This is a genomic window from Streptomyces sp. NPDC003379 (assembly GCF_053589195.1).
The window spans coordinates 75,211-98,633 of sequence record NZ_JBSFRK010000026.1; the positions used below are offsets into that span (position 1 = coordinate 75,211).

21 protein-coding genes and 2 pseudogenes are annotated in these 23,423 nt (G+C 71.4%); 13 read left to right on the plus strand and 10 right to left on the minus strand.

Translation table 11 applies throughout. The annotated features are described in order from the left end of the window. The first annotated feature begins 66 nt into the window (after window positions 1-66). Window positions 67-771 carry a GDSL-type esterase/lipase family protein gene (locus ACWDVB_RS24885; RefSeq protein ID WP_451518730.1) on the plus strand — a complete coding sequence of 235 codons (705 nt, stop codon included), beginning with the start codon at window positions 67-69 and terminating at the stop codon, window positions 769-771. On the opposite strand, the pseudogene ACWDVB_RS24890 reads toward ACWDVB_RS24885, so the two are convergent. Further along, window positions 752-1,642: pseudogene (locus ACWDVB_RS24890) on the minus strand (MBL fold metallo-hydrolase). The gene ACWDVB_RS24885 and the pseudogene ACWDVB_RS24890 sit on opposite strands and share 20 nt — an antisense overlap. 97 nt (window positions 1,643-1,739) lie before the next feature. Between ACWDVB_RS24890 and ACWDVB_RS24895 the strand changes: the two are divergent. Both ACWDVB_RS24895 and ACWDVB_RS24900 read left to right on the plus strand, forming a co-directional pair. Beyond that, window positions 1,740-2,690 carry an AraC family transcriptional regulator gene (locus ACWDVB_RS24895; protein WP_451518731.1) on the plus strand — a complete coding sequence of 317 codons (951 nt, stop codon included), beginning with the start codon at window positions 1,740-1,742 and terminating at the stop codon, window positions 2,688-2,690. Window positions 2,691-2,784: 94 nt separating this feature from the next. Continuing rightward, entirely contained in the window at window positions 2,785-3,240 is a 456-nt protein-coding gene (locus tag ACWDVB_RS24900) for a peptidoglycan-binding domain-containing protein (RefSeq protein WP_451518732.1), read from the plus strand. A 33-nt stretch (window positions 3,241-3,273) separates the two neighbouring features. On the opposite strand, the gene ACWDVB_RS24905 is transcribed toward ACWDVB_RS24900, so the two are convergent. Further along, a complete protein-coding gene (locus tag ACWDVB_RS24905; RefSeq protein ID WP_451518733.1) occupies window positions 3,274-3,684 on the minus strand; it encodes a hypothetical protein in 411 nt (136 codons plus the stop codon). Window positions 3,685-3,767: 83 nt separating this feature from the next. Between ACWDVB_RS24905 and ACWDVB_RS24910 the strand changes: the two genes are divergently transcribed. After that, window positions 3,768-4,574, plus strand: a complete 807-nt coding sequence (locus ACWDVB_RS24910; RefSeq protein ID WP_451518734.1) for a helix-turn-helix domain-containing protein — start codon at window positions 3,768-3,770, stop codon at window positions 4,572-4,574. Window positions 4,575-4,582: 8 nt separating this feature from the next. Further along, on the plus strand, window positions 4,583-4,840 hold the full coding sequence (locus tag ACWDVB_RS24915) for a DUF397 domain-containing protein (RefSeq protein ID WP_451518753.1): 258 nt from the start codon (window positions 4,583-4,585) through the stop codon (window positions 4,838-4,840). Here the strand turns inward: ACWDVB_RS24915 and ACWDVB_RS24920 are convergent. Further along, window positions 4,750-5,256, minus strand: a complete 507-nt coding sequence (locus ACWDVB_RS24920) for a carboxymuconolactone decarboxylase family protein (protein WP_451518735.1) — start codon at window positions 5,254-5,256, stop codon at window positions 4,750-4,752. The two genes, ACWDVB_RS24915 and ACWDVB_RS24920, sit on opposite strands and share 91 nt — an antisense overlap. Before the next feature lie 24 nt (window positions 5,257-5,280). Here ACWDVB_RS24920 and ACWDVB_RS24925 point away from each other — a divergent pair, with 24 nt between their 5' ends. From ACWDVB_RS24925 to ACWDVB_RS24935, 3 genes are all read left to right on the plus strand, one after another. Continuing rightward, window positions 5,281-5,802 carry a MarR family winged helix-turn-helix transcriptional regulator gene (locus ACWDVB_RS24925; protein ID WP_451518736.1) on the plus strand — a complete coding sequence of 174 codons (522 nt, stop codon included), beginning with the start codon at window positions 5,281-5,283 and terminating at the stop codon, window positions 5,800-5,802. A gap of 71 nt (window positions 5,803-5,873) precedes the next feature. After that, window positions 5,874-6,464 carry a Uma2 family endonuclease gene (locus ACWDVB_RS24930; protein ID WP_451518737.1) on the plus strand — a complete coding sequence of 197 codons (591 nt, stop codon included), beginning with the start codon at window positions 5,874-5,876 and terminating at the stop codon, window positions 6,462-6,464. 49 nt (window positions 6,465-6,513) lie between these two features. Beyond that, a complete protein-coding gene (locus ACWDVB_RS24935; RefSeq protein WP_451518738.1) occupies window positions 6,514-7,503 on the plus strand; it encodes an aldo/keto reductase in 990 nt (329 codons plus the stop codon). Window positions 7,504-7,663: 160 nt separating this feature from the next. On the opposite strand, the gene thpR is transcribed toward ACWDVB_RS24935, so the two are convergent. From thpR to ACWDVB_RS24950, 3 genes are all read right to left on the minus strand, one after another. Beyond that, window positions 7,664-8,254 (minus strand): RNA 2',3'-cyclic phosphodiesterase, encoded by a 591-nt coding sequence (gene thpR, locus ACWDVB_RS24940; protein WP_451518739.1) that lies wholly within the window; start codon window positions 8,252-8,254, stop codon window positions 7,664-7,666. Window positions 8,255-8,526: 272 nt separating this feature from the next. Beyond that, a complete protein-coding gene (locus ACWDVB_RS24945; RefSeq protein ID WP_451518740.1) occupies window positions 8,527-9,873 on the minus strand; it encodes an MFS transporter in 1,347 nt (448 codons plus the stop codon). Between the two features lie 91 nt (window positions 9,874-9,964). Beyond that, window positions 9,965-10,402, minus strand: coding sequence for a MarR family winged helix-turn-helix transcriptional regulator (locus ACWDVB_RS24950; RefSeq protein ID WP_451518741.1), 438 nt, complete (start codon window positions 10,400-10,402; stop codon window positions 9,965-9,967). Window positions 10,403-10,506: 104 nt separating this feature from the next. Here ACWDVB_RS24950 and ACWDVB_RS24955 point away from each other — a divergent pair. Both ACWDVB_RS24955 and ACWDVB_RS24960 read left to right on the plus strand, forming a co-directional pair. Beyond that, window positions 10,507-10,700: pseudogene (locus ACWDVB_RS24955) on the plus strand (ribbon-helix-helix protein, CopG family). Next, a complete protein-coding gene (locus ACWDVB_RS24960; RefSeq protein WP_451518742.1) occupies window positions 10,697-11,089 on the plus strand; it encodes a type II toxin-antitoxin system death-on-curing family toxin in 393 nt (130 codons plus the stop codon). Before ACWDVB_RS24955 ends, ACWDVB_RS24960 begins: the two are co-directional and overlap by 4 nt. Before the next feature lie 30 nt (window positions 11,090-11,119). Here the strand turns inward: ACWDVB_RS24960 and ACWDVB_RS24965 are convergent, their stop codons facing one another. Further along, window positions 11,120-12,568 carry an NCS2 family permease gene (locus tag ACWDVB_RS24965; protein WP_451518743.1) on the minus strand — a complete coding sequence of 483 codons (1,449 nt, stop codon included), beginning with the start codon at window positions 12,566-12,568 and terminating at the stop codon, window positions 11,120-11,122. A gap of 168 nt (window positions 12,569-12,736) precedes the next feature. Between ACWDVB_RS24965 and ACWDVB_RS24970 the strand changes: the two genes are divergently transcribed. Both ACWDVB_RS24970 and ACWDVB_RS24975 read left to right on the plus strand, forming a co-directional pair. After that, window positions 12,737-12,997: a DUF2530 domain-containing protein gene (locus tag ACWDVB_RS24970; RefSeq protein ID WP_451518744.1), complete on the plus strand. Its 261-nt coding sequence runs from the start codon at window positions 12,737-12,739 to the stop codon at window positions 12,995-12,997. A 124-nt stretch (window positions 12,998-13,121) separates the two neighbouring features. Beyond that, entirely contained in the window at window positions 13,122-15,524 is a 2,403-nt protein-coding gene (locus tag ACWDVB_RS24975) for an HAD-IC family P-type ATPase (RefSeq protein WP_451518745.1), read from the plus strand. A gap of 10 nt (window positions 15,525-15,534) precedes the next feature. Here ACWDVB_RS24975 and ACWDVB_RS24980 read toward each other — a convergent pair whose 3' ends face one another. The 3 genes from ACWDVB_RS24980 to ACWDVB_RS24990 form a co-directional block, all read right to left on the minus strand. Continuing rightward, entirely contained in the window at window positions 15,535-16,374 is an 840-nt protein-coding gene (locus ACWDVB_RS24980) for a calcium-binding protein (RefSeq protein WP_451518746.1), read from the minus strand. 228 nt (window positions 16,375-16,602) lie between these two features. Beyond that, complete coding sequence (locus tag ACWDVB_RS24985; RefSeq protein ID WP_451518747.1) at window positions 16,603-19,752, minus strand: sacsin N-terminal ATP-binding-like domain-containing protein; 3,150 nt, start codon at window positions 19,750-19,752, stop codon at window positions 16,603-16,605. A gap of 807 nt (window positions 19,753-20,559) precedes the next feature. After that, window positions 20,560-21,501, minus strand: coding sequence for a DUF3027 domain-containing protein (locus ACWDVB_RS24990; protein WP_451518748.1), 942 nt, complete (start codon window positions 21,499-21,501; stop codon window positions 20,560-20,562). Window positions 21,502-21,985: 484 nt separating this feature from the next. Between ACWDVB_RS24990 and ACWDVB_RS24995 the strand changes: the two genes are divergently transcribed. Beyond that, a complete protein-coding gene (locus tag ACWDVB_RS24995; RefSeq protein WP_451519862.1) occupies window positions 21,986-23,395 on the plus strand; it encodes an MFS transporter in 1,410 nt (469 codons plus the stop codon). Window positions 23,396-23,423 lie beyond the last annotated feature (28 nt).

Genomic DNA, 23,423 nt, shown 5'->3' on the forward strand with positions numbered 1-23,423 from the left:
GCGCGGCCGCGCGGGGTGCTCAGCCTCACATCGCAGGTGGCGGCGGTGATCCGCCATGATGTGCGGATGCTCAGGTTCATGTTCGTCGGCGACTCGATGACGATCGGAAGCGCCGGGGAACACACCTGGCGCTACCGGATGTGGCGGCACCTGCGCGACACCCTGGGCGCCGGGGGCGTCGCCGTGGTGGGCCCGCGCACCGCCCTCTACGACAACGCGGCGGGGGAACCCCTCTCCCACGACTACGCCGACGCGCCCCCCGACTTCCCCCGCCACCACCTCGCGGGCTGGGGCGAGGGCTGGCTGCACATGGCGCCCCGGATCGCGGGCGCGCTGGCCCGCGACGAGGCGGACGTCCTCCTCATCTCCCTCGGCCTGATCGACCTCGGCTTCTACACGAACGCCGAGCAGACCGCGGCGAACGTCCGGGCGTTCATCGCCGGGGCCCGCACGGCGAACCCGCGCATCCGGATGGTCCTGCTCCCGGTGATCCCGAACATCCGGGCCGCCTCGGACGCGCCGTTCGCCGCCGAGGTCGCGCACTTCAACGTCCTCCTCGCGAAGACGGTCGCGGACCTGGACACGAGCCGCTCCCCGCTGCTCCTGGCCTCGCCGCCACCCTCGTACGACATCGACATCGACACCTACGACGGTACGCATCCGAACGCCAGCGGCGAACACAAGCTGGCGGAGGCCTTCGCGCAGGCGATGGCGCAGGCGTGGGGCATCGGGGGCCCCTACGCGCAGACACTCATGCAGCCCACCGGCTGACCGCGAACTTCCCGCCCTGCCTCCGCACTTGGGCCGCGCCCGCCCCGCGGAAGTGCGCGGGCACGACCAGCTCCCGTTCGTCGGCGGCCCGCCCGAGGACGCGGACCCGGGTCTCGGCGGCTTCGCGCGGGTCGGCGCAGAGGCAGCTGCTGTGGCCGGGTTCGAGGATCTGCACGGGGGTGTGCAGGAGGTCGCCGACGAAGACGGCCCGGTCGGCGCCCGAGGCGAGCCGCAGGACGGACGAGCCGGGGGTGTGGCCGGGGGCGGCCTCCAGGGTGAGGTGGGCGTCGATGCGGTGGGTGCCGCTTCACAGCAGCGTCCGCCCCGCCCTGTCCACGGGCGCGACACTGTCAGCGAAGACCGGGTCGCGGCTCTCCTCGTCGGCGCCGCGCGGGCCGAAGTGGGCGTGGTCGGCGGCCGGCATGAGGTAGGTGGCGTTGGGAAAGGTGGGCACCCAGCCGTCCCCGCTCTCCCGGGTGTTCCAACCGACGTGGTCGCCGTGCAGGTGGGTGTTGACGACGACGTCGACGTCCTCGGGACGCACTCCGGCGGCGGCGAGCCGGGCCAGGAAGTCGGTGTCGAGGTGCGCGAAGTGCGGGGCGTCCGGCCGTACGCGTCCGTTGCCGACCCCGGTGTCGACGAGGACGACCTTGCCCTCACTGCGCAGCACCCAGGTCTGTACGGCGGCCACGACCCGGCCGCTGTCCGGGTCCCAGAAGTCGGGCGCGAGCCAGCCCTCGTTCTCGCGCCACACCTCCTCGGGCACGCCGGGCACGAGCTCGGTGGCAGGGAGGAAGGGGGCCTCCAGCTCCACGACGCGACGGACTTCGACGTCGCCCAACACCATGAGTTCATCAACGAGTTCAACCATGCTCGAACCGTAAGACGGGCAAGGTGAGCGTCTCAATGCCTGTTCAGCTCGCCTGAATACGCGTACGCCTCATCGCGATGCCCCTTACTCTCCCTCCATGGACGTAGTGAGCGACGCGATCGCGGCCGCGCGGATCGGGCGGCCGGACGCCCACCGCGTCAGGGTGTCCGGCTCGTGGTGCTGCCGGCTGCCCGCGTACGACGGGGTGGGGTTCCACGTGGTCCTGGAGGGCGGTTGCTGGCTGCTGCCGGACGACGGCGGCGCCCCCTTCACGCTCGCGGCGGGCGACGCGGTGCTGCTGCCGCGCGGCGCGGGGCATGTGCTCGCGGACTCCCCCGCGGACGCCCGCACGGTCGAACGGGCCGTCCCCTTCGAACGCTGGCGGACCACGAACGCCGATCCGATGTCCGCACACCCCACCACCGCTCCGGCCGCCGAGTTGCTCTGCGGCAAGTACCGCTTCGACCGAGGCGGTCACGCCCACCCGCTGCTCGCCGAGCTCCCGGAGACCGTGCACCTGCGCGGCAGCGCCGGACGCCACCCGGAGCTGCGGGCGGCGATCGACCTGCTCGGCCGCGAGACGGGGGCGGCGCGCCCCGGCACGGACGTAGCCGTCCCCGGCCTCCTGGATCTGCTCCTTGTCTACATGGTCCGGGCGTGGACGACGGACCACACGTCGGGCTCGGGCTGGCCCGCCGCCCTCGCCGACCCGGTGGTGGCCACAGCCCTGCGTCTCCTCCACGACGCCCCGGAGGCCCCCTGGACCAACGAGGCCCTCGCCTCCCGCACGGGCGTCTCCCGCGCCACCCTCACCCGCCGCTTCACGGCCCTGGTGGGCCGCGCCCCGATGACGTACCTCACCTGGTGGCGCATGACCCGGGCGGCCACGCTCCTGCGCGACACGACGCACCCCCTGGAGACGGTGGCCCGCCTGGTGGGCTACGGCTCGCCGTACGCCCTCTCCCACGCGTTCACACGGACGTTCGGGACGACGCCGGGGCGGTACCGGTACGGCGCAGGTTTACGGGCCGATACACCGCTGGTTTGACGCGCCCCGCGCGGGCTGTGGGCCACTCTGATGACCGGCCGCGAGGAGACAGCGGCCGATCATCCACCCACACCTCACGGAACAGGACGCCTCCATGAAGCGCATTCTGATCGGAGCCCTCGCCGCCGCCTCCCTGGCGGGGGCGGGCCTGACCGCAGCGGGCGGAACGGCGGCCGCCCACGCGCCCCGCCCGACCGCGGACCAGCCCGCGAAGTCGAAGGCCGCGGCGCTGCCATCGTGCACCACGTACAAGCCGTACCGGGGGCTGTACGTGTTCTCGACCGCGGGCGGCTCGGTGGACTGCCTGCTGGGCAAGGGGAACCAGAGCAAGGCCGTGCGGCAGTTGCAGCACACCATGAAGTACTGCAGCCGGTATCAGCGCAACATCGGCGTGGACGGCATCTTCGGCCCGGGGACCGAGTCGGCGCTCAAGTGGGTGCAGAGGAAGGAGGGCGTGACCGCCGACGGCGTCTACGGCCCGAACACCCGCAAGAAGATGTACTTCATGGTGGTCGACGGCCCGGGCAACTGCCAGCGCCTGGGCGTGTGAGCGCGTGCCGGTCCGCGGGGTCGCGCGGCCGTCTCACCGTGCCGCGGTTCGCACCGCCTCATGCAGCGACTCCCCCTCCACGAACGGCACTTCCTCCGTCGGCCGGGACCTCCAGTCCAGCGGCCAGGTGTAGCCGTCCAGCGCGGGCACCCCGACGTACGCGAGGCTCCCCGCGCCCCGGCTCAGGGCCCGCACCCCGACCGGCCATACGTACGGTTCCGCCGCCCGCGCGGGCAGCAGGAAGTAGAAGTAACGCCCGCCCGTCGCCTCGCGGATGATCGGGCCCGCGCGGAAGTCCGTGAACTGCATCAGGTCGTACGCGACCTGCTCGCCCAGCGCGCCGCCGATCCGTACGGCGTCGAAATGGATGCCCGCGTGCCGCAGCGCGTGGCCCGCCGTCGGGATCCAGTCGTGGACCCTGAGTGATGAGGTTTCCGAGTTCATGCACCAGATGCTTCCGGACGCTCACATACTGTGACCAGGGCCGCGCAAGGTACGTGCGGGGCCGTGCACTTGGGGAGGACGTTGTGCACTCCGGTGAACGAGGTTCGGAGTCGTTCGGCGCGCTGCTGCGGTTTTACCGCGAGCGGGCCGGGATGACACAGGAGGCGCTGGGCACGCATGTTCAGTACTCCAAGTCGCAGGTGGCGATGGTGGAGCGGGGCGAGCGGGCGCCCAAGGGGAAGCTGGTCGAGATCGCGGACGAGGTTCTGGATGCACAGGGTGCACTTGTTCTTCTCGCGGAGAAGGAGTTTTCGAAGAGCGGGCTCCGGCTATGGACCGAGGACTTTCTGGAACACGAGAAGATGGCAATGTCCATCCACTCGTACCAAGACCACGTGGTGCCGGGCCTGTTGCAGACCAAAAACTACGCACGAGCTGTGTTCAACTGCGTCTACCCGCCTCTGGACGACGATGAGATCGACGATCGAGTGGCGAATCGGCTGGCGCGGCAAGACCTTCTCGCGCGCAAGCCCATCGCCGTTCTCCACTTCATCGTGGAGCACAGCGCCCTGACCCGCCCGTTGGGCGGCACTGCCGTACTCAAGGAGCAGCTACGTAGCATGGTTGAGCTCGGAGAGCTTCGGAACGTCACCATTCAAGTCATGCCGCACGACAGGCAGGCCCACGCCGGACTCATGGGGCCCATGATCCTGCTGGAGACGACCGAGCGGCGACAGATCGCCTACATCGAAGGACACAAGGGCGGCTACTTCGTCACCGAGCAGCCCGACTTGGGCAACCTGCAAGCCAAGTACGGAACCCTCCGCACCCAAGCGCTCACCCCTGAGGACTCCGCGCAACTCATCGAGAAGACGGCATGCGAACTGTGAACACCGGAATGACTTGGTTCAAGAGCAGCTACAGCGTCGGCGAAGGCGAATGCCTGGAGATAGCCGCCACCCCTACCACCATCCACATCCGCGACTCAAAGAACTCCCCCGAGACCGGCCCCACCCTCCAGGTGTCCCCCACCACCTGGACCGCCTTCCTGGCCCCCGCGCCCGCTCACGCCGCCCGCGTCAGCCGGTTCGCCAGCGTCGACATCGTGTACGTACCGATGCCGAGGACGACTTCGAGGGCGTTCCGCTCGGTGTAGCCGTGGGAGAGGAACGTCTTCACGTCGTCGTCGCCGACGCCGCCCGCCGTGGCCAGCACGGTCAGCGTGAACCGCCGTACCGCTTCGAGCCGTTCGTCGGGCAGCTCCCGCTGCTCGCGCAGGGCCGTCACCAGCTCCGCCCCCGCGCCCAGCTTGCGCAGCTTGCCGATGTGCAGAGCAACGCACACGTGGCAGTCGTTGCGCGTCGCGACCGTCATGATGACGGCCTCGCGGGCCACGGGGTCCAGGGTCGTACGTTCGAAGGCCGCGCTCAACTCCAGGAAGCCGTTGAGGAGTTCCGGGGACTCGGCGAGGCGGGCGACGGCGTTCGGGAGTTGGCCGAAGGCCTGGGTCACCCGCTCCATCGCGGGGCGGGACTCGGCCGGCGCGGTCTCCACGGTGTGCTCGGTGAACATGACGTACCCCCTACTATCGACAACGTGGTTGACGATGAGAAGGTAAACCAGGTTGACGGTCGGCGCAAGGGAGAGAGCGAGAGGGAAGGCAGGGGGTACGAGCTGCCCCTCCTCCTCTTCGGCGGCTTCCGCACCCTCATCGACCGCCTGCACACCGAACTCGCCCACCAGGGCCACCCCGACCTCCGCCCCGCCCACGGCTTCGCCATGCAGGCCATCGGGGCGGCGGGCGCCACCGCCAGTGAGGTCGGCCGGCGCCTCGGTGTCTCCAAGCAGGCCGCGGGCAAGACCGTCGACCGCCTCGTCGCCCTCGGCTACGCGGCCCGCACCGACGACCCCGCGGACGCCCGCCGCAAGCTGATCCGCCTCACCCCGCACGGCCTCGACGCGCTGCGCCGCTCTGCGGTGATCTTCGACGAGCTGCGGGCGGAGTGGGCGGAGCGGATCGGCGTACGGCGCCTGGACGCCCTCCAGGACGACCTGTCCGCCGTCGTCCCACCGGAGGCGTTCCGGCTCGACGCGGCGGGGTGGTTGGGCGGGACGTGACCTTGTCGCCGTGCGTATCGTTGTACTGCGCGGCCGCACTCGACCGAGGGCGGCCGGGGAGGAGCGCCACGATGACCGTCGTAGAGACCGACAGGATCGAGATGGCTGAGAGCGGCGACGAGCTCACCTTGGACAACATGTTCGAGTGGCTTGAGAGGATGCCCGTCCCCGAGGGAATCAAGACCGAGATCGTCGGGGGACATATCTTCGTGTCGCCACAGCGAGACACCCACTGGACCATCACCTTCAGCATCCTGACCCAGCTCAGCACCCGCTTCCCGATCGACCGGCAGAAGTCCGACGTACGCATCGACTACCCGGGACACCTCAACGGCTTCGCCAGTGACGTGACACTGGTGGCGGAAGGTGCCGTCATGAACGACAAGGAGCAGTGGAGTTACCAGGATGTCGAGTTCGTCGCCGAAGTGATCTCCAAGAGCACGGCGATGAACGACTACGGCCCGAAGAAAGCCGCGTACGCCGAAGCCGACGTTCCCGTCTATCTCATCGCCGACCCGTACCTGGGCAGGGTCTACGTCCACACCGCCCCCAAGAATGGCGAGTACACAACCGAGTCGAAGTACAGCTTCGGTGAGGACATCGACCTCACCACCACCCCCCTCGGCCTCACCCTCAAGACTGGCAACTTCCCCCGCGACTGATCCGAACCCCCTTGCCTAGAGTCCCCTCCACCCCGTTGGCTAAGACCCCATGAAGTACACGCAGCTGGGACGCACAGGGCTCAAAGTCAGCCGGCTCACGCTCGGCACCATGAACTTCGGGCCGTTCACCAATGAACCCGACAGCCACTCGCTCATGGACACCGCTCTCGACGCGGGCGTCAACTACTTCGACACCGCCAACGCGTACGGCCAGGGCGCAGGCAAGGGCCGCACCGAGGAGATCATCGGCACCTGGTTCACCCAGGGCGGCGAGCGGCGCGACAAGGTCGTGCTCGCCACCAAGGTGTACGGGAACATGACCGCCGACGGCGAGGCCGTCTGGCCCAACCACGACCGGCTCTCCGCGCTCAACATCCGCCGCGCCGTCGAGGCGTCGCTGAAGCGGCTCCAGACCGACTACATCGACATCTACCAGTTCCACCACATCGACCGGCGCACGCCGTTCGAGGAGATCTGGCAGGCGATCGACGTACTGGTCCAGCAGGGGAAGATCCTCTACGCCGGGTCCTCCAACTTCCCCGGCTACAAGATCGCCCAGGCCAACGAGATCGCGCGGCGGCGCGGCAGCTACGGCCTCGTCAGCGAGCAGTGCCTGTACAACCTCGCCGTGCGCGACGCCGAGATGGAGGTCATCCCGGCGTCCCAGGACTACGGCGTCGGCGTCATCCCCTGGTCGCCGCTGCACGGCGGCCTGCTCGGCGGCGCGCTGAAGAAGGCCGACGGCGCGCGCCGCAGCGGCGGGCGGGCCGCCGCCGAGCTGGCCAAGCCGGAGGTCCGCGCGAGGATTCAGGCGTACGAGGACCTGGTCGACAAGCACGGCCTTGAGCCCGGCGAGGTCGCCCTGGCCTGGCTGCTGACGCGGCCCGGCGTCACCGCGCCGATCGTCGGCCCGCGCACCGCGGAGCAGCTCGCGTCCGCGCTGCGCGCCGTCGAGCTGGAACTGTCCCAGGAGCTTCTCGACGCGCTGGACGAGATCTTCCCGGGTCCCGGCCCGTCACCGGAGTCCTTCGCCTGGTAGCCCTTCGTCCAGTAGCCCCGGCAAGGGGCACGCGGCGTACGCGGGGCGGCCCGCGGTCGGCTAACCGCCGAGCGCGGCCGCCACCGCCACCACGACGAACATCATCACGAGCACACCGGCCATGATCCGGTTTCTGGTCTTCGGGTCCACACCGTCGAGGTTAACCGCCCGCGCCCCGCTCCCGGGAACCGCCTCCCAGTGGCCACCGTCCGACCACCTCGTAGCGCGGCCGCTCCCCCGCCACCCCGCTCCTCGGCAGGTGGCTGCGTACGAGCGTCAGCTCGTCCACCGTCCAGGGCGTGCCCGCGAAGGAGGCGAGCGCGTCGGCGTACGGCCAAAGGCCGGTCTCCCCGCCGCCGCGCGCCAGCGTCAGATGCGGGCGGTAGGGCCGGTGCTCCTCCCTCGGGAGGCCCGCCTTGCGCGCCGCCGCCTCCGCCCGCTGGGCGAGGAGCCGCAGCACGGCCACGTCGCCCGCCACGCCCGCCCACAGCACCCGGTCACCGAAGTGTCCGCCGCCGCGCAGGGCGAGGGAGAAGGGGGGCGTGCGGTGCGCGGCGCGCTCCAGGCGGGCGGTGAGGTCCGCCGCGGTCTCCTCCGGCACCTCCGCCATGAACGCCAGCGTGAAGTGCCAGCTGTCCGGGCCCGCCCAGCGCAGGGCGTCGGCGCCGGGCAGCCCCCGCAGCCCGGCCGTGGCGGCAGCCAGCGCGCGGGTCACGGAGTCCGGCGGCAGAACCGCGGCGAAGAGTCTCATGGACAGAGTCTCCCCGCGACGGAGAGCTACCGGGCAACCCCCCGCAGCCCAGCCATGGCGGCAACCAGCACGCAGGCCACGGAGTCCGGCGGCAGAACCGCCGCGAACAGTCTCATGGACAGAGTCTCCCCGCGACGGAGAGCCACCGGGCAAGCCCCCGCAGCCCAGCCCAGCCATGGCGGCGGCCCGCACGCAGGCCACGGAGTCCGGCGGCAGAACCGCGGCGGAGAGAGGAGGGGACGCCCAGCACGCACGCCCGCCGCCCGGCCGGGCTACGCCGCGGTCGTCAGCTCCCGTTCCCTCGGCACGAACCGCACATGCTGCCGGCCTCGGCGCAGGTCCACCTTCAGGCGCAGGTTCGCGGCGCGCGCCAGCATCAGGCCGACGCCGACCGCGGCGATCGCGCAGACCAGGCCGCCGACGGCCATGCTGATCCGGACGCCGTACGCGTCGGCGAGCCAGCCGAAGAGCGGGCCGCCCAGCGGCGTACCGCCGGTGAAGACCATCATGAACAGCGACATGACGCGGCCCCGCATCTCGGGGTCCGTGGCCATCTGTACCGAGGAGTTCGCGGTGACGTTCACCGTCAGGCCGAGGATGCCGATCGGCACGATCAGCGCGATGAACATCCACAGCTCGGGCGCGAACGCGGCCGCCATCTGAAGGACGCCGAAGGCGATCGCCGCCCCGGCCAGCAGCCGCAGCCGCGACGTGCCGCGGCGGGCCGCGAGGAGCGCGCCGGCCAGCGAGCCGATGGCCATCAGGGTGTTGAACAGCCCGTACATCCCCACGCCGCCGTGGAAGATGTCGTCCGCGAAGGCGCTCAGCCAGATCGGGAAGTTGAAGCCGAAGGTGCCGATGAAGCCGACGAGGACGATCGGCCAGATCAGCTCGGGGTGCTTGGAGACGTACGTGAGGCCCTCGCGCAGCTGGCCCTTGCCGCGCGGCTTGCGCGGGGTCGGGTGCAGCTCGCCGGTGCGCATCAGGAGCAGGCCGGTGAGCGGCGCGAGGAAGGACAGGCCGTTGGCGAGGAACGCCCAGCCCGGTCCGACGGCCGCGGTCAGGACGCTCGCCACGGCGGGGCCGATGAGGCGCGCGGACTGGAAGTTCGCGGAGTTCAGCGAGACGGCGTTGCGGACCTGGTCGGGGCCGACCATCTCGGAGACGAAGGACTGCCGCGTCGGGTTGTCGACGACGGTGACGAGGCCGGTGAAGAAGGCCGCGACGTAGACGTGCCAGACCTGGACGTTGCCGGTGAGCGTGAGCGCGGCGAGGAAGAGCCCGCTGATGCTCATCGCGCCCTGGGTGCAGAAGAGGAGGTTCCGCTTGGCGAAGCGGTCGGCGATGACGCCGCCGTACAGGCCGAAGAGCAGCATCGGCAGGAACTGCATGGCCGTGGTGATGCCGACGGCCGCGGAGGACCCGGTGAGGCTGAGCACCAGCCAGTCCTGGGTGATGCGGGCCATCCAGGTGCCGGTGTTGGAGACGACGGCTCCGGTCGCGAAGAGCCGGTAGTTGCGTATCTTCAGCGAGCTGAACATGGACGACTTGTGGGAGCGGTCGGGCTTGTCGAGGGTGGTCGGTGCGGGGGCGGAGTCTGCTCCGGATCCCGTACTCAAAGTGCGTTCGCCTCCTTTGGGCGTACGAAGGGTCATTGCCTCTGGCGTACGAGGACCGGTCCTCCGGGGGACGAGGACCGGGTGGCGCTGCCTACAGGTGGGCGAGCTTCTCCAGGACGGGAGCGGCGGCGCGCAGCCGCGCCCACTCGTCCTCGTCGAGATGCTCGGTCAGCCCGGCCAGCCAGGCGTTCCGCTTGCGGCGGCTCTCTTCGAGCATGGCCTCGGCGGTCTCGGTCTGGGTGACCACCTTCTGGCGGCGGTCCTCGGGGTGCGGCTCAAGGCGGACCAGGCTCTTGGCCTCCAGCAGCGCGACGATGCGGGTCATCGACGGCGGCTGCACATGCTCCTTGCGGGCGAGCTCGCCCGGAGTGGCGCTGCCGCAGCGGGCAAGGGTGCCGAGCACCGACATTTCGGTGGGGCTCAGCGACTCGTCGACCCGCTGGTGCTTGAGTCGACGGGACAGGCGCATCACAGCGGAGCGCAAGGCGTTCACGGCGGCGGCATCGTCGCCATGGGAGAGGTCCGGCATGTTCGTTAGAGTAACTCATTACCCTGACTAAGGACCACTCTGTTTCGCGCGACGCGCTCCTGGTATCACCTCGCCACCTGATACCAGTCCGGTGTCATCGACATATGGCGATGACACTCCGACTCCCCGACGACCTCGACGCGAAGCTCACCGAGCGCGCGCGCCGCGAGGGCCGCAGCAAGCAGGAGCTGGCCATCGAGGCCATCCGTGACGCTCAGGACCGAGCCGAGTTGAAGGTCGACGACGTCCTGGCCGAGCTGATGGCAGCGACGCGGAGATCCTGGACTACCTGAAGTGACTGACGTGCGCTACGTACAGATCGACGAGATCCTCACGATCGCCCGCACGGTCAACGGCACCGAACACAGCGTGCGTGACATGGGGCTTCTGGTCTCAGCGGTCGAACGGCCCCGGACCGACGTGTTCGGGGCCGAGCTGTACCCGACCCTCCATGAGAAGGCCGCCGCCCTGCTGCACTCGATCGCCCGCAACCACGCGCTGATCGACGGCAACAAGCCCACAGCCTGGCTCGCCATGCGCTTCTTCCTGCGCGTCAACGGCGTCAGCGCCGCGGCCCGCCCGCCGCACGTCTCCATCGCGGGCCCGTTCGTCGAGGACGTCGCACAGGACAACATTGACGCCCCGACCGCCGCCAAGCGCATCGCGGCCTGGTTCCCCGTCTCCTGACAGTCGGCCGCGAGCGGTTGGACAGGGCGCCTACGTCAGGTTCAGCGCCGGCATCAGGTAGTAGAAGGCGAACACCGCCGACACCGCGTACATCGCGGCCGGCACCTCGCGGCCGCGGCCGGCGGCGAGCCGGAGGACGGTGAAGGTGATGAAGCCCATGCCGATGCCGTTCGTGATCGAGTACGTGAACGGCATCATCAGCATCGTCACGAACGCGGGGATCGCGATGGTGGGGTCGCCCCAGTCGATCTGCCGGATGGAGCCGGACAGGATCAGGAAGCCCACCGCGAGGAGCGCGGGCGTGGCCGCCTGGGAGGGGACCATCGTGGCGAGCGGCGTGAGGAACAGCGCGACGGCGAAGAGGCCGCCGGTGACGACGTTCGCGAGGCCGGTGCGCGCCCCCTCGCCGACGCCCGCCGTGGACTCCACGAAGCAGGTGGTGGCCGAGGAGGACGAGGCGCCGCCCGCGGCGACCGCGATGCCGTCGACGAAGAGCACCTTGTTGATGCCCGGCATGTTGCCGTTGGCGTCGGTCAGCTTGGCCTCGTCGCCGATGCCCATGATCGTGCCCATCGCGTCGAAGAAGCACGAAAGCAGCACGGTGAAGACGAAGAGGACGCCGGTCAGGACGCCGACCTTCTCGAAGCCGCCGAACAGGCTGATCTCGCCGACGAGCCCGAAGTCCGGCGTCGAGACGGGGTTGCCCGGCCACTCCGGGCTGGTCAGCCCCCAGCTCGGCACCTTGGCCACGGAGTGGACGATCATCGCGACGATCGTCATGACGACGATGCTGATGAGGATGGCGCCCGGCACCTTGCGCACCATCAGCGCCAGCGTGAGCAACACGCCGAGCACGAAGATCAGGACCGGCCAGCCGTTGAGGTGTCCGTCGCCGCCGAGCTGGAGCGGGACAGTGGTGTGCGCGGCGTCCGGCATGCGCGAGACGAAGCCGGAGTCGACGAGGCCGATCAGCATGATGAACAGGCCGATGCCGATCGCGATGCCCTTGCGCAGGCCCAGCGGCACGGCGCTCATCACGCGTTCCCGCAGACCGGTGGCGACGAGCAGCATCACGACGAAGCCCGCGAGGACGACCATGCCCATGGCGTCGGGCCACGACATGCGGGGCGCGAGCTGGAGGGCGACGACGGTGTTCACGCCGAGGCCCGCGGCGAGCGCGATCGGGACGTTGCCGATGACGCCCATGAGGAGCGTGGTGAAGGCGGCGGTGAGCACGGTCGCGGTGACCAGCTGCTTGTTGTCGAGCTGGTGCCCGTACATGTCCTTCGCGCTGCCCAGGATGATCGGGTTCAGCACGATGATGTAGGCCATCGCGAAGAAGGTGGCGAAGCCGCCGCGGACTTCCCTGACCAGGGTCGAGCCCCGCTCCGTGATCTTGAAGTACCCGTCGAGGCCACCCTGTGGGGGCTGCGCGGGCTCTTTACTGGCGTCGACCGGGGCACTGGCCGAGGGGGACATGGAGAACCTCGTGACTTGTATATTCGTACGAAAGTAACCGGCCATTCATAAGCCGTTTCAGTATGAATACATGAAGCCGAAATCGCTATCTCCGCGCGTAGACCCTTGCGCCGCAAGGGCGGTACCGCCCGCCGCTCAAGGCCCGGAGGCCGGGCATAAGCTGTACGCATGACGAAGTGGACCCCCAAGCACGAGGCGCCGGAGCCCCTTGAGGGTCCCGTGGTCGCCACCATCACCGGCGGCACGATCCTCTGGTTCGTCCTCTTCGTGGCCCAGCTCCCCTTCTACGGCTGGTTCGACGACCGCGACACGACCTGGTGGGTGTGGACCTGCCTGGCCGGCGGCGGGCTCGGCCTCATCGGCATCTGGTACGTCCGGGTGCGCGACGCCGCTATCAAGAGGTCGAAGGTCACCACGCAGCCGCGGTAGGTCCCCGCGGCCACGGCAGCCCGTACGACCACAGGACCCCATGCGACCGCACGCCTCCTACCGTGGTCGGATCTTTGGGGCATTCAAGGGGTGAAGCCCCATCACCGCCCTTACCGTCGAATGCATGACGCATATCGACGCGGGCGCCGAGCTCGACCCGGTCCACCCGGTGCCGCCCCCCGCGGCACGGTCCACGGGGCTGAGCGCCGCCGAGGTCGCCGAGCGGGTCGCCCGCGGCGAGGTCAACGACGTACCGGTGCGCAGCTCCCGCTCCCTGGGCGAGATCATCCGGGCCAACGTCTTCACCCGTTTCAACGCGATCATCGGCGTGCTCTGGGTGATCATGCTCTTCGTGGCGCCGATCCAGGACAGCCTCTTCGGCTTCGTGATCGTCGCCAACACCGGGATCGGCATCGTCCAGGAGTGGCGCGCCAAGAAGACCCTGGACTCCCTCGCCGTCATCGGCGAGGCCAAGCCGACCGTGCGGCGCGACGGCAGGGCCGCCGAGATCTCCACCTCCGAGATCGTCCTCGGCGACCTGGTGGAGCTGGGCCCCGGCGACAAGATCCCGGTGGACGGCGAGGCCGTCGAGACCGACAGCCTGGAGATCGACGAGTCGCTGCTCACCGGCGAGGCGGACCCCGTCGTCAAGAAGCCCGGCGACCGGATGATGTCGGGCTCGTTCGTGGTCGCGGGGGGCGGCGCGTTCACCGCCACCAAGGTCGGCCGCGAGGCGTATGCCGCGCAGCTCGCCGAGGAGGCCTCGCGCTTCACCCTCGTCCACTCCGAGCTGCGCTCCGGCATCTCCACGATCCTCAAGTACGTGACGTGGCTGATGGTGCCGACCTCCATCGGCCTGGTCATCTCCCAGCTCGTCGTCAAGGACGACGACTTCAAGGAGTCCGTCGCGTACACGGTCGGCGGGATCGTCCCCATGATCCCGGAGGGCCTTGTGCTCCTCACCTCGGTCGCCTTCGCGATCGGCGTGATCCGGCTCGGCCGCCAGCAGTGCCTCGTACAGGAACTCCCGGCGATCGAGGGGCTCGCACGCGTCGACACGGTCTGCCTGGACAAGACCGGCACCCTCACCGAGGGCGGCATGGACGTCACCGAGCTGCGCACCCTGAACGGCGGCGACGAGACGTACGTACGCAAGGTCCTCGGCGCCCTCGGCGAGTCCGACCCGCGGCCGAACGCCTCGCTCCAGGCGATCATCGACGCCTACCCGGACAGCGAGGAGTGGCGCTGCACGGAGTCCCTGCCCTTCTCCTCGGCCCGCAAGTACAGCGGCGCCTCCTTCAGTGAGGGCGACGGCACCACATCGGCCTGGCTGCTCGGCGCGCCGGACGTGCTGCTGCCCGAGGGCGACCCGTCCCTCACCGAGATCGAGGAGCTCAACCAGCAGGGCCTGCGCGTCCTGCTCCTCGCCCGCGTGGGCGGCGACCTCGACGCCCCTGACGTGGCCGCCTCGGCGCGGGCCACCGCCCTGGTCGTCCTGGAGCAGCGGCTGCGCCCCGACGCCGCCGACACCCTGCGCTACTTCGAGGAGCAGGACGTCGCCGCCAAGGTCATCTCCGGTGACAACGCGGTCTCGGTGAGCGCGGTCGCGGGCAAGCTCGGGCTGCCCGGCGCCGGGAACACCGTCGACGCGCGGCGACTGCCCACCGAGCAGGGCGAGATGGCGCGGGAGCTGGAGGGCAACGCGGTCTTCGGGCGGGTCACCCCGCAGCAGAAGCGGGACATGGTGGGCGCCCTCCAGTCACGCGGCCACACGGTCGCGATGACGGGCGACGGCGTGAACGACGTACTGGCCCTGAAGGACGCCGACATCGGCGTCTCGATGGGCTCGGGCTCGGAGGCCACGCGGGCGGTCGCCCAGATCGTGCTGCTCAACAACAGCTTCGCGACGCTGCCGTCCGTGGTCGCCGAGGGCCGCCGCGTCATCGGCAACATCACGCGCGTCGCCACGCTGTTCCTAGTGAAGACCGTCTACTCGGTGATCCTCGCGCTGCTCGTGGTCTGCTCGCAGGTCGAGTACCTGTTCCTGCCACGGCACCTGACGCTGCTGTCCACCCTCACGATCGGCGTCCCGGCGTTCTTCCTCGCCCTCGCCCCCAACAAGGAGCGCGCGCAGCCGCACTTCGTCCGCAGGGTCATGCGGTACGCGATCCCGGGCGGCGTCATCGCGGGCGGCGCCACCTTCGCGACGTACCTCCTGGCCCGCCACCACTACGAGGGCGCGGGCGCGCGGGAGGCCGAGACCAGCGCGGCGACCCTGGCGCTGTTCCTGATCGCCATGTGGGTGCTCGCCATCATCGCCCGCCCCTACACGTGGTGGCGGATCGGCCTCATCGGCGCGATGGGTCTCGGCTTCCTGCTCGTACTGACCGTGCCCTGGCTCCAGGACTTCTTCCAGCTGAAGCTGGAGGGCACGACGATGCCGTGGGCGGCGGTCGCCATCGCGGCGGTGGCCTCACTGGCCATCGAGGTCATCTACCGCTGGGTGGACCGCCGCGTTCCGGCGTAGTAGCGAACGTTTACCGAACGTCGACGAGGTCGCCGGCCGACTTCACGGCCGGGGTGGTGGAGGTGCCACCGAAGGTGTAGCGGTAGGAGCCGTCGGCCGAGGCCTTGACGGTGGTCTTCAGGGCGCCCTTGGAGCCGGACTTCACCGTCTTGACGGCGGTGTAGGTACTGGCGCCCTTCTTCTTGAACTCAAGCTTCACGGACTGGCCGGTGTAGCCCGCGTACTTGTGGGTCTCCCAGTTGGCGCGGGTCAGGGCGCCGGTGATCGTGAGGGTCTTGCCCTTCTTGACCGGCTCGGGGGAGGCGTTGGTGGTGAGCTTGGCGGCGCGCTGGACGCGGGCGTCCGAGGCGAGCGTGTCCCTGGAGACGAAGTCGCCGTCCTTGCCGCCCGCGGTGGCCGCGACGTGCCACTTGCCGGCCAGGACGTTGCTGTACAGGTCCGTCCTCGGGTCGGCGATGACGGAGACCGTGCAGGTCGAGGTGGTGGCGTTGACGACCACGCACTTGCCTTCGAGGTTGTCCGGGATGAGGGCGCCGTCGACGCCGGTCTCGCTGTCGAAGTCCGTGCCGTGCCACAGGAAGGCGCTGCCGAAGATGACGCCCTTCGGGTCCGTCGCGGTGACGGCGATCTTGAACTTCTTCTTCTCGGTGGTGCCGACCACGATGTCCTTGCCGCCGTTGACGGTGACCTTCGTGATCTTGGTGTCGCCCTCGGCGTCGTCGGTCGGAGCCTTGGCGAGGGCGTTGAGCTTCGGGAGGTTCGGCCCGTCGGCGGCCTGGGCGGCCGGGAGAGCGAGTGCGGACAGGGCCAGGGTGCCGGACAGTACGGCCACGGTGGCACGGATGCGCATGTGTTTCCCCAGGTGGAGAAGGGGGCCTCGCGGTGCATTGCCGTCACGCGAGGACCGAGTGATCTAGGAGTCTGTTGACTCGCCAGATCAGACCCGCGATAGAGGCGAACGGTTGTACGACAGACGAAGAAAATGTGACCGGGTTAAAAAATGCCCGGTTCCGCCCCGTTCGGCAGGGGCAGAATCGGGCATTCCGATCCCCGGGCGACCCCGGGGTGGCCCCGGGCGTCAGTCGAACCAGCGATCCCGCGCCAACTCCGCCGTCCGCGAGGGATCCTCGAGCAGCGCCGCCACCTCGAAGCGGCGCGGCCACTGCCCGGCCGCCCAGGCGAGCCCCGCCGCCACGCCCTCCAGGGTCGCCGCGTGCACGGTGCCGTCCGGGGTGCGGCGCCAGTCCAGCTCCACGCCGCCCGCGACCAGTTCGTCGTGTTCGACGTACGTCCGTGGGGTCACCGCGCCCAGCAGGGTCCGCACCGGTGCGGGCACCGCACGCTCGACGCCCTCCGTCGTGGGCTCCACGGCCGCCGTCTCGCTCAGCCTGCGCACCTGGAACAGCTCCGCCAGGTCGGCGGCCTTGCGCGGCTCGACGGGCAGCAGCGCCACACCACCGGCCAGCGGCAGCAGATCGGGGGCGTCGGCGACCACCGCGTCCGCCGCGTCGACCACCACGACCTCGCCGTCCACCACCGCGCGCAGCTCGTCGGGGAGCGTCACGTTCTCCGGATCGAGATCGGCCAGCGCGCCGTACAGGGCGTGCAGCTGAGCGGCGGAAACGGTCCGCTCCGGGTCCGCGAGCCGGTCGAGGAGTTCGGCCGCGCCGCCCGGCTCCTCAAGGAGGGTGGCGACGGACGTGCGTACGCCCAGAGCCCGCAGCACCTGCTCGTCGCCGAACCCGGACGCGTCCGCCGCGTCGTACAGCCCCACCAGAAGCGGATCGCCGCCCTCCGCGCGCAGTCCGGCGGGGCGGCGGCCGTCGAGGACCGGGTGGCCGCGCAGCCACCACGCCGTGTACGAACGGACCGTCTCCGTCGTACCGTCCGGCAGCAGCACCCGCAGCGGCTGCGTCAGCGCGTCCCGCAGCGGCGGGCGCGAGAGCATCGCCAGGGCCTGCGGCCAGCGGTCGTCGTCGACCAGGTCCAGATCCCGTACGGCGACGATCTCCGTGGCGACCGGCGGCACCGGAGTGTCCGGCAGCCGGTCGAGCAGGTCCTCGCACCACACGTCCACCGCGTCCAGGAGCCCGGCGTCGTCGGGCTCGGCGAAGTCGCCGTCGCGCGGCTCCAGTTCGTCCGGATCGAGGACGACATCGGTGGCGCGTACGAGCGTGAAGCCGGCCAGCACACCACAGGCGGCCAGCGGCTGCTCACCCCAGCGGTCGGCCAACTCCTGCTCGGCGAGCGCCAGTTCCTCGTCCCGCATGACCTCGGCGAAGGCGCTGCCCGGCAGGACAAGATCACCGGCGGGGGTCGGCTCGCCGTCCTCGTCGGGCAGGGCGAGGGCGGCGAGCCATGGCTCGTCGCCCGGCGCGAGATTCGCGTCCCGCACCAGCGCCAGGACGATGTCCGCCAACTCCTCGGCGTCCAGGGCCTCCTCGTCCCACATGTCGTCGTCGAGAGAGGCGGCGACCGCCGCGCGCACCTGCGGCGTGGTCAGGACGGCGCGGGGCGTGGCCGGGAGCGCGCCGAGCTTTTCGAGCAGCGGGTGCGCGGCGTCCGGGTGGGCGACCTTCAGGCCCAGGCGGGCCAGGGAGGCGGGGTCGCGCTCGTCGCCGGGCGCGGGGAGCAGGACCTGCCGGGGCCCGATCGTCGTACGGCCGTCGGCGAGCGGCACCGGCAGACCGGTGAGCCGGTCGGGGTCGATCCCGGCGAGCGCGTCGTACAGCCGCCGCCACCAGCCGGGATCCCGCTCAAGACCGGCGAGGCGGTCGATCGCCTCGGTCAGCGGGACGCGGGCGACACCGAGCGTACGCAGCTCGGCGCGGCGTTCGAGCCCCGCGGGCAGCAGACTGGGCAGCACCTCCGCGAGCACCCGGACCGTGTCCGAACCTGCGCCCTCCACGACCTCCGCGTCCCGGGGCCGCAGCGTCTCGGGCAGCCCGTCCTCGTCCTCCTCGCCCCGGGGCAGGGCGGGCGGCAGGAAGGCGGCACGCGGCAGCCGCTCCAGGATGGCCTGGCGCAGGGCGCCGTCGAGCTCGCTCCTGCCGAGCGGCCCCGGCACCAGACCGATGATCTCCTCGCTCACCGGCCGCCACTCCGTGAGCAGTTCGACGTACGCGTCCGCGGCCCGCTGCACGAGGAAGTCGGTCAGCGGCCCGGGAGCGGCGTGCCGCCGGGCGGTGTCCAGCGGGAACGACGCGATGAGCAGCGCCGGTACGCCCAGCGGCTCGTCGCTCGGCGTCGGCGCGTGCACGACGGGGGTGGTGCGGGGCCGCTCCGGGGCGCCGGTGCTGTCCGCGGGCACGGCCCAGGTGACGGACCAGTGCGGACGCAGCCGCTCCTCGACGGGCCGGTCCTTCAGGAGGGCGGCGTCGAGGGGGCCTTGGCGGCTTTTGGTGCGCCAGCACGTCCTACCGTCCCGGCTGTCCTCGATGACGGTGTACGGGGCTTCGGTGCGGCGCCGCAGGGTGCGGGTGACGCCGTCCGGCGTCTCGATGCACACTTCATCCAACCCCGGGAGGGCGAGGAGCAGCGTGTCGTCGACCTCGTCGAGCAGCCGGGCGACGAGGTCCTCCGCGGCGGGGTCGCGCAGCGGCAGGATGACGACGGTGTCGTACCCCTCCGGGGCGCTGCCCTCGGCGGCAAGGGGGAGGCGCAGGAGCGGGACGTGCCCGTCCCGCCGCCGGATCTCGTCACCGAGGCCCGGGCTGAACCGGGCGGTCTCCGCGGCCAGTTCCCGCGCCTCGGTCAGCGACCAGCGGACGCCGCCGGTCCGCCCGACGACGGCGGGCTCGTCACTGACGGCGAGCACGGCGGCGAATCCGACGCCGAACCGGCCCACGCTCTGGCCCACGCTCTGGCCCTGCCGGGCCTGCTGGGCCTGGGTCTCCTCCCGCTTCGCGGAGGCGCGGAGGGTCGCCAGGGACTCGACCCCCGCGGCGTCGAGCGGGGCGCCCCGGTTCGCCGCGGCGAGGACGCCGTCGTGCAGCGTCAACGCGAGCCGCCCCGGGACGCCCGCGCGGGCGGCGGCGTCGGAGGCGTTCTGGGCCAGCTCGACGACCAGGCGGTCGCGGTAGCCGCCGAGGGCGAGGTCTTCCTCGGCGTTGGCGTCCTCACGGAAGCGGGCCGGGGCCGCCGCCCATGCGTCGAGGACTCCGCGGCGGAGGCGGGCGGTACCGAAGGGATCCGTACCTTCGGCCGCCGGCCGCACGGTCTTGCTCACGGTCGTCTCTCTCCTCTGCGGTTGCGCTGCGGTTGCGCTGCGCTGGGCTGGGGCGGTTGGGCTGGGGTGGGGCTGGGCGGCGTCTCCGGCGTCGGTGGTGTGCCCTGTGGGCGGCAGCACGTGGGCGGAGCTGCGGCTTTGCCCCTCCACTGTGGGGTGGGGTTGCTCTGGGGGCGAACCGTACCGTGTCCTGGCGGGGGCGCCTCGGGGTCGGGGGGCCCGGCGCTACAGGGCCACCACTCTCCGCCCGTTTACCCCGCGTCGCAGGGTGCCCTTTCTTCGCCGCTCCGCGGCGGCTTGCCCACCCACCCGCCCGTTTGCCCCGCGTCGCAAGGTGGCCGCTCTTCGCCGCTCCGCGGCGGGTCTCCCACCCACCCGCCCGTTCACCCGGCGATGAAAAGGGCGGGTGGGTGGGGAAAACGCCGCGAAGCGGCGACGCGGGGACGGCCAAGGCGCCGGATACGGGCAGCGGGACGCCGGAAGCGCAGAGCCGCGTCGGAGGAGGCGCGTCCGAGGCGCGGACACGGCACCCGGGTGCTGGAAGCGCAGGGCCGCGCCGGACGGGAGCCGTCCGAGGCGCGGACACGGGCACCGGAAACGCGGCGCCACGGCAAAGGGGGCCCGCCCGAGGCGCAGGCACGGTGCCGAAAATGCGGCGCCGCGCCGCCGGGGGCCGTCCAAGGCGCGGACACGGTGCCGAAAGCGCGGCGCCGTGGCAAAGGGAGCCGCCCGAGGCGCAGGCACGGTGCCGAAAGCGCGGGGCCGCGGCAAAGGGGCGGGGGCGAGTTCGAGGCGCCCCCGCCAGAGCTAGCTGTGGCCCAAGTCCTCGCTCGGCCCCTCCACCGACACCGACCCCGAATCCGCCGAAGGCCGCAGCGGCAGTACGTCCACCCGCGTCTCGTCGAGGACCGGCGGCGCCGGCCGCGGCGGCTTGGGCATGACGGCCGCCTCCGAGTGGCCCCCGCACCCGTACGAGAGGGAGACGACATGCCCGTCCGCGGGCCCGAACTCATTGCCGCAGATACCGAACGCCTGTCCGAGCGAGCCGCCGATCGCCACCAGGAACCCGCAGCTGACACACGCCGCGGGCGCCGCCTGCGCCATCGCGGTCTTCGCGCCGTGCGACTCCTCCCAGCGGTCGGCGGCGATATGCAGCCCGTACCGTGAAAGGACCCGCGCCCTGCGCATGCCCAGCTCGTCGGCGATCGCCGCGATGGAGCCCCGCGCGGGAGCCACCGGCAGCTCGGCGGGCGACACCGCCGCCGTGACCTCCGCGTCCTCGGCCTCGACCAGCTCCGCCATCTCCTGCGAGACGACCGAGTTCGGCGGCGGCTCCTCCTCGCCCGTGAAACCGGGCTCCAGACGGAGATCCTCCGCATCCGTCGGCAGCAGATCGCCCGGGCCCATGTCACCCGGGCGGAGCCGCTCGCTCCACGGCACCCACTCGGGGGCCAGGAGGGCGTCGGGGCCCGGCAGCAGGACCGTCTCGTCGAGCGTGACGACCTTCGCCCGCGAGGCACGGGCGACCGTCACCGCCCAGCGCCAGCCCCGGTAGCCGAACTCCTTGCACTCGAAGAGATGCGTGACGACGCGGTCACCCTCGACCACGACCTCGACATGCTCACCGACCACACCGGGTGCGGCGGCCTCCTCGGCCGCGGCGCGCGCGAGGCCCACCGCCTCGGCGCACAGGCGGTCGGGGGTACGCGGGGTGCGCGGGGTACGGCTTCGCGTTGTCGCTGCGCTCACAGGTATCGCTTCTCTCCTACGCCGTCTCACGAGTGCGCCACCCTTACGCGGGGGGCGGACGGAGCGGACCAGGGGGCCGCGTCAACGTCCGCGCCCGACGTTCTCGGGCGCACCTACGTCACCCATTCTGCGGGATGACCGAGAGGCGCGCGGCCAAGAACAACCGCCGCAGGCGCGCTACGCACGCTACCTTCTCCTGGCCCCTGGGCCTACACCGACGTACGCGGCCGCCCCGCGCATCGCCCCGGCGGCTCCGCGCTTCCGGCGCCCCGATGCCCGTATCCGGCGCCCTGGCTGCCCGCGCCGTCGCCGCTTCGCGGCGTTTTCCCCATCGCGCCGGGTGAACGGGCGGGTGGGTGGGAGACCCGCCGCGGAGCGGCGAGGAAGGGGCGGGCTCGTCGAGCGGGCCCGCAGGCAGGACACCCGCCACGGCTCACAGCCAGTATCCGTACTAGTGAGCCCCCCAACAGGGCACTATGACGAAATGGCCCCCACAAGGTCGACGTCCGTAGGAACCGTCTCGCCGGGCCCGGCGAGACGGACCGCGCGTGCGCTGGGCCGCGCCCTGCACCTGCCGTTCACCGGCACCGCCCGAGGCATCCGCAAGGCGACCCACGCCCACGGAGCGGGCGAGTCGGGGCTCGGCAAGCTGATCGAGCTGCACGCGGTGAACGGCGCGGGCGACGTCATGGTCACCGTCGCCCTCGCCTCCACCGTCTTCTTCTCCGTGCCGACGGACGAGGCCCGCGGCCGCGTCGCGCTCTACCTCGCCATCACGATGGCCCCTTTCACACTCCTGGCCCCCGTCATCGGCCCGCTCCTGGACCGCCTCCCGCACGGCCGCCGCGCCGCGATGGCGGGCGCGATGCTGGCCCGCGCCCTGCTCGCGCTGGTCCTTTCGGGCGCCGTGGCCACCGGCAGCGTGGAGCTGTATCCGGCGGCGCTAGGCGTCCTCGTCGCGTCGAAGGCGTACGGGGTGGTGCGCAGTGCCGTCGTGCCGCGTCTCCTGCCGCCCGGGTTCTCCCTGGTCAAGGCGAACTCCCGGGTCACTCTCGGCGGGCTCCTCGCGACGGCGGTGGCGGCGCCCGTAGGCGCGGGGCTCCAGGCCGTCGGTCCGCGCTGGCCGCTCTACGGCGCCTTCGTGATCTTCGTATCGGGGATGTTCCTGTCGTTCTCACTGCCCCGCAAGGTCGACTCGGCGAAGGGGGAGAGCAAGGCGCTGCTGGCCGCCGACGAGGAGCACCTGCATCTGCACGCGCGCGCCGAGGCCGCCGCGGACACCACCCGTAAGGGGCTCCTCGGGCTCCGTACGGTCGGCCCCGCCGTCACCCACGCCCTGGCCGCCAACGCCGCGCTGCGCTGTCTGTCCGGCTTCCTCATCTTCTTCCTGGCGTTCCTGCTGCGGGAGCATCCGCTCGGCGGGCAGAGCGCCGCCGTCTCGCTCGGGATAGTGGGCGTGTCGGCGGGCGCGGGCAACGCGCTCGGCACGGCTGTCGGGGCCTGGCTGAAGTCACGGGCGCCGGAGCTGATCATCGTGACCGTCGTCGCGGTGGTGCTGGGCGTGGCGATCACCTCGGCGGTGTTCTTCAGCCCGGTGGCCGTCGCCTGTCTCGGCGCGTGCGCGGGCTTCGCCCAGGCCCTGTCGAAGCTGTCCCTGGACGCGTTGATCCAGCGGGACGTCCCGGAGCAGGTCCGCACCTCCGCCTTCGCCCGCTCCGAGACGCTGCTCCAGGTCGCCTGGGTGGTCGGCGGCGCCGTCGGCATCGCCCTGCCGCTGAACGGGTCGCTCGGTCTGTCGGTGGCCGCGGGCATCCTCGCGGTCGGCTGGCTCTCGACCGTCCGGGGCCTCCTCGCGACGGCCCGGCGGGGCGGCCCCCGCGCCCGGGTGGTGTGACCCACCGGCAGCGGCACGGCACGCCCGC